This window comes from Luteimonas sp. A534 (assembly GCF_054072805.1).
The window spans coordinates 1-5,218 of the sequence record NZ_JBSVRR010000014.1; the positions used below are offsets into that span (position 1 = coordinate 1).

Below are 5,218 nucleotides of genomic sequence, written 5' to 3' on the forward strand. Positions count from 1 at the left end.
TCCAGGCAATCTGTAGCGCCTCGCTTATCCGCAGCGTTTGCACCTCGCACGCGCGGTGCAGGCATCGGCAGTCAGCCCTGCAGCAGCTCGGCTTTGGACAGGCGCGACTCTCCGCAAGATTTGACCGGCCGAGTCGGCTTCGGACCGGGCGCAGTGAGAGTTCTTGGCCGCGCGAGTCCAGTGTTCCGGCTTTGGCCCCGGCAAATGCCGGTCTCAGGCCGTTCGGCCAGACTTGTTGTACTGTTCGGCTCAGGGGTTGGGCTGTCGCAAGGTCGGGCGCAAGTTCGGTTTGCGGCGGCCTAACAAGTCGTTCAAGCCGAAGCCGCTTCGTTACGCAAACCACATGGCAGGTGGAGCTTGCCATGTGCTTCGCTCCACTACGCGTCTCGGCTTAACTCTGGTGTTAGGCCTTGTTTCCCGCACTGTTGTTGCCGGGGTTCCAAGCAATCTGTAGCGCCTCGCTTATCCGCAGCGTTTGCACCTCGCACGCGCGGTACAGGCATCGGCAGTCAGCCCTGCAGCACCTCGGCTTCGGACAGGCGCGACTTTCCGCAAGATTCGACCTGCCGGGTCGGCTTCGGGCAGTGCGCGGTGAGAGTTCTTGGCCGCGCGCAAGGTGCGTTTCGGCAGCACCCGACACGGCGCTTGTTGTACTGTTCGCTTCAGGGGTTGGGCTGCCGCACGTCGGGCGCAGGTGCCAGGGAACGGCGGCCTAACGAGTCGTTCAAGCCGATGCCGCTTCGCGGCACGGCTTAACTCTGGTGTTAGACATGCGTAGAACCATCTTCGCAAGCATCTTCACAGCAAGCTTGGTGCTATCTACGGGTGCCGCGGCGCAAGAGTGCTCCGTCACAGTCACGTCGCTAGAGATGCACAACAGCATTGCATCGGGCTTGCAGACTACGCTCGAGGAGCTAATCTCCAAGTCGTCCACCATCTCTCCAGGACGACTCGGACAGGGTCTAGAGCTAAGAATTGTTGGCGCACCCGCGCATGACATCTCGCGCTACCCCGAGTTCCCGCACCGCACAAAGCAACGCCCTACGGATGATCCTCGGTTCACTGCGTTCTACGTTACTGTTGCGCCTGACGGTGGCCTAGCTTCTGCGGGCTATAAGAAATGCACAGAGCATGGACACGAGTGTGCTCGCGAGATCGTCCGTGAGTTGGAAGAGTCTTGTCGGCGCATGTCTAACAATTCATTCAAGCCGACGCCGCTTCGCGGCGCGGCTTAATTCAGGTGTTAGGCCCATGACCAACTCTCTCGCAGGCACAGCTAAGATCGAACGCGCGGCATTGCAGTCCGTGCTCAAGTCCTTGGATGCAAAGCCGTCAAACCTCGCCAAGAAGAGGCCGTTGGGGCTCTATTTAGTGGTTGCAGTCGTGGCAGGGTTTGCGATCTCTTGGCTCGACTTGCCGCTCCTAAGCCATCCGGTGGTGCGCGTTGTTGAGCCGCTGTTCGCTCTTGCGCTCGGGGCGGTAGCTACATATTTGGTCCTTAGTTCATGGTCAAAAGCTCAGTGGTCCTTCGTTGGTCAGTATGTTGACCGCGCAGCAGTTGAGGCTAGGCTGCGTGAGCTTGGGGCCTAACAATGCGTTCAAGCCGAAACCGCTTCGTTCCGCAAAGCACATGGCAGATAGAGCTTGCCATGTGCTTCGCTCCACTACGCGTTTCGGCTTAACTTAGGCGTTAGGCCTTTAATGAACTATCGGATCCTTAGGGGGCAAGAGTGAAGAAAGTTATCTGCGCGGGTCTACTAATCTTCGCGTTTGCCGCGGAAGCAAAAGAACCTGTCTCGATTGGCGACGGGAAATATATGCTCAGGGGAAGAGCTATGACGCTCTTCACTACAAGCGCGAAGATCGTCGAGAATCTGATGGAGGACGCTGAAGAGTTCTGCCAGTCGGAGTTCGGCAAGGAGGCTGTCCTGACTTCCTCCCGTGGGGAGGAGGCCAAGATGGGGTTTGGCGGGAATCCCACTGGATCAATTGAGTTTCGCTGCGGCCCGAGTGTGACGTCGCAAAGCACCGTATCGGACAGCCTTGACGAGCTCCTCAAGCTGAAGACCTTGTTGGACTCAGACGCGATCACGCAGGAGGAGTACGACGAGCTCAAGAGAGAGATTCTTGAGCAATGAGCTGGGCCTAACAATGCGTTCAAGCCGACACCGCATCGGGTCGCAAATCACATGGCAGATAAAGCGTGCCATGTGCTTCACGCCCCGCTGCGGCGCGGCTTAACTTAGGCGTTAGGCCTCATTCGGTACAGGTTCGGGCATCACGCTCTTTCGGTATGTCCTTCGGCCGGGCAGCGGCAAGCGCACTGGATCGCTTTGTTCAACATCGCCCCTTGCCAACAGGTGGCTCCGTCCAAGCATCGCAAGCTGTGGCTCTCGGTGATTTCAGCCACAGTTGCCTTCGGGTGAGCCGCAAGTTCGTCGGCCGAGGCCAGCTTGTCACGCAGACCCTTCGGCCCGTCCGGGCTGTCGGGCCAGGACGGAGCAAGTTGTTGTAGTGTTCCGGCTCAGGGGTTGGGCCGCTGTACGTCCAGACGGAGTGTTCGCGGTGTCTGGCAGCGGCGGCCTAACAATGCGTTCAAGCCGAAGCCGCTTCGCGGCTCGGCTTAACTTGGGTGTTAGGCGCCTCATCACCATGGTCGCGACGGAAGCATCTATGACTCCCGGGTTCGTCGTTCTCTATCGCTGGCGGCTTCATCCGGGTTCGGAGGATTCGTTCGTCGAGGCATGGTCGCGCGTGTCGGACCTGCTGCGCTTAGAGCGGGGCTCTCTGGGCTCGCGGTTGCATCAAGGATCGGACGGACTTTGGTACAGCTATGCCATGTGGCCTACTGCCAAGGCACGTGATGATGCGTTCGCGCTAGGGGCGATTGATCCTGAGGCTGGGATGCAGATGGAGCGGGCAACGGCCGAGCGATTCCCGGAGATTGTCTTGAGAACCGCTGCGGACTTTATGGTGCCGGCCGTCGGGAGCGGCGCCTAACAATGCGTTCAAGCCGACACCGCATCGGGGCGCAAACCACATGGCAGGTAAAGCGTGCCATGTGCTTCACGCCCCGCTACGGCGCGGCTTAACTTGGGTGTTAGGCCTCATGCGAAACATCCTCGCACTCGTCGTATTCGTTCTGGCAGCTTCAGCGTCAGCCGGCGAGCTGTCACCTTCTGAGCTCAGCGTTGGCGGTGTAGTTTCAGGCGCGACCGAAGCGAGTGTGGTTGGCCTCTTGGGTGAGCCTACGCAGCGAATCAATACAGGTGAGGGCATTGAGCTCCAGTACCCCGGCCTTGTTGTTACAGTGGGCTGGCTTGAACAACGCGCTGCGGGCGTACAGCGCCGCGTTCTCGCACTTCGCGGCACAGGGCCAAAGGCATGCACGCCGCGCGGCCTATGCCCGGGTATGCCGGCCGCGGAGGCAAGTCGCCTCTACGGCCCTTCTGTGCCAGTCCAAAAAGAGGCCGGAACCTACGTCGAGTACCAGCCGGCTGGCGTCAGCTGTTGGCTGCAGGTTTCGGCACCAGCCGATACAGTCGACGCTGTTGCCGTCGCATGCCAGCCATGAGGCCTAACAATGCGTTCAAGCCGAAACCGCTTCGTTACGGCAAAGGCATGGCAGGAAAAGCTTGCCATGCCTTTGCCTCCACTACGCGGTTCGGCTTAACTTAGGCGTTAGGCACCCTGCGCTGATGGCTAAGAAACTAAACTGTCCGATTTGCGACTACGAACTCCAGAGCGAGGACGACGCATTCGCACACACGTTTGTGCATCATCGTCCTGCTAATGGTAGCGACATCTTTCAGCGTCTGAAGGAACGCTCCTCACATCTGTGGCGAGTTGCAAACGGCCTAGAGCCAATCGCTAAGAACCTTGAAGCCTACCGCGGGAAGGGCGGTCACCTGAGGCACGCGGCAGAGCTGGCCGGAGACCGTGCAAGTACGGTGATAAATACTCCGGTGGCCGAAGGAAAGGCGGCACAAAGCAACATCACCTTCGCAACACCAAAGAGGAAGCGGCCCTGACGGCGGCGCCTAACAATGCGTTCAAGCCGAAGCCGCTTCGTTTCGCAAAGCACATGGCAGGTACAGCTTGCCATGTGCTTCGCTCCACTACGCGTCTCGGCTTAACTTAGGTGTTAGGCCTGATAGGTGGCTTCAATGCGACACGCAGCTCTTCTTATCCTGATCTTCTCATTCTGCGCATACCCAGCTGAAGCTGAGTCGGCTTGTGCGACTGAGGAAACAATCGTTTGGTCGTGCGGAAACCAGGAAAGCACGTATGCAGCTTGTGCATCTAAAGACTTGTCGCAGGATTCTGGCTACTTGCAGTATCGCGCCGGAAAGGGTGGAGAGTCCGTTCTGATATTCCCCGCCTCTCGCATCCACCCAGTTGGCTTGTTTGAATTCCATCTACTTTCTCGAGGTGCGGTACTCTCATTTGAGAATGGCGGGTACTTATACAATATGCTCGAGGGGTTGGATGGGGCGACTTCAATCGCTGTCTCACAAGCTGGAAAGCATTTAAGCACGGTGCAGTGCACTGATAGCGATCACACGTTGACACTTACGGACACAATCAATCTTCTTAAGGTTGCAGGCTTGGGTGAGTAACGTCAAGCCTAACAATTCATTCAAGCCGATGCCGCTTCGCGGCACGGCTTAATTCAGGTGTTAGGCGCGCTACTGCGTTGCAAGGAGGCGTGAAGTGAAACTGACGGACTCGGAGATTCGCCACTTCAAGAATATACTGTGGGGCACACGCTTCTGGGCGTGGTTCCGCTGGGTCCTGTTGGGTGTCTTGGGCTACACCGCCGCCGCACACTTCAGCGGTTGGAAGCCTGTGGCCCGTCTGGACTGGCTGGTTGCAGGGGCGCTCTACCTGCTTGTCGCTTGGCCAGGTCTGTGCCGTACCTACGTATTTCACACGCTCCGCCGCGTTGTGGCGGAGGATCCGGAGGCTCGGGCACAGCTTGCTGCGGCTGGCGTCAAAGAGTTCGCGTCTGGTATACCGGCTGAGCGCGCCTAACAATGCGTTCAAGCCGACACCGCATCGGGTCGCGAACCACATGGCAGGTACAGCTTGCCATGTGCTTCACGCCCCGCTGCGGCGCGGCTTAACTTAGGTGTTAGGCGCATGAAGACTCTACTGGCAATTCTGTTAACGCTCACGGCAACGCCCGTTGCTGCCACGAGCACAATATGCCGGTTCT

At 58.6% G+C, this 5,218-nt stretch carries 3 protein-coding genes; all 3 read left to right on the plus strand.

Annotation, left to right across the window (positions count from 1 at the left end):
• The first annotated feature begins 1,251 nt into the window (after window positions 1-1,251).
• Entirely contained in the window at window positions 1,252-1,590 is a 339-nt protein-coding gene (locus tag ACW5F0_RS14575; protein WP_457000020.1) for a hypothetical protein, read from the plus strand.
• Window positions 1,591-1,730: 140 nt separating this feature from the next.
• On the plus strand, window positions 1,731-2,138 hold the full coding sequence (locus ACW5F0_RS14580; RefSeq protein ID WP_457000021.1) for an SHOCT domain-containing protein: 408 nt from the start codon (window positions 1,731-1,733) through the stop codon (window positions 2,136-2,138).
• A 535-nt stretch (window positions 2,139-2,673) separates the two neighbouring features.
• Complete coding sequence (locus tag ACW5F0_RS14585) at window positions 2,674-3,000, plus strand: antibiotic biosynthesis monooxygenase family protein (RefSeq protein WP_457000022.1); 327 nt, start codon at window positions 2,674-2,676, stop codon at window positions 2,998-3,000.
• Window positions 3,001-5,218 lie beyond the last annotated feature (2,218 nt).

Bases quoted from the DNA above. Each gene is read 5' to 3' on its own strand.
- ACW5F0_RS14585 (WP_457000022.1), top strand. From the start codon at position 2,674: ATGACTCCCGGGTTCGTCGTTCTCTATCGCTGGCGGCTTCATCCGGGT.
- ACW5F0_RS14575 (WP_457000020.1), top strand. From the start codon at position 1,252: ATGACCAACTCTCTCGCAGGCACAGCTAAGATCGAACGCGCGGCATTG.